The 567-nt window shown below is 54.7% G+C and carries 1 protein-coding gene and 1 pseudogene; both read left to right on the top strand.

The features are described from left to right. A pseudogene (locus ACTHUR_RS16670) lies at nucleotides 1-306 on the top strand (RNA pseudouridine synthase); the annotation flags it as partial. A gap of 10 nt (nucleotides 307-316) precedes the next feature. After that, nucleotides 317-567 (top strand): HAD family hydrolase (locus ACTHUR_RS16665; RefSeq protein WP_440399799.1); only part of this gene is annotated, 251 nt, incomplete at its 3' end.

Below are 567 nucleotides of genomic sequence, written 5' to 3'. Positions count from 1 at the left end.
CTTTTGCACCAAGTCGGCCTTTCCGACCTGACCTTTGTCGAAGCTACTCTGAAAACCGGCCGCACCCACCAAATCCGCGTCCACCTACAATCGCAAGGCTGTCCCATTGCCGGCGACGAACGCTACGGCGACTATCAGGCCAACAAACGCCTGCAAAAACTCGGTTTGAAAAGAATGTTCCTGCACGCTTCCGAGCTGCACCTCGCCCATCCGCTGACCGGCGAAAAACTGATCCTAAAAGCTCCCCTGCCGCAGGAATTGGCGCAATTTGTTTTAATGCTGGAAAATCAGGAAAAGGCCGTCTGAAAGGAAACCCATGAAACCCAAACTCATTATTTTCGACTGGGACGGCACGCTTGCCGACACCACCAACCCCATCATTCACACCTTTCAGCAAAGCTTTGCCGATTGCGGCCTGCCCGTTCCCGAAGCCGACCAAATCCGCCCGCTCATCGGATACAGCCTCTCCGGCATCATTCGCCGCCTTGCCCACAACGTCAGCGAACACATTCAGGAAACCCTGATTGAGACCTATGCCGCGCACTACCTCAATCCCAACAACCACAA

The sequence above is a fragment of the Neisseria sp. P0021.S007 genome (assembly GCF_051956855.1).
The sequence above is the reverse complement of the archived record's forward strand: the minus strand, read 5'-3'. Positions and strand labels throughout refer to the sequence as shown.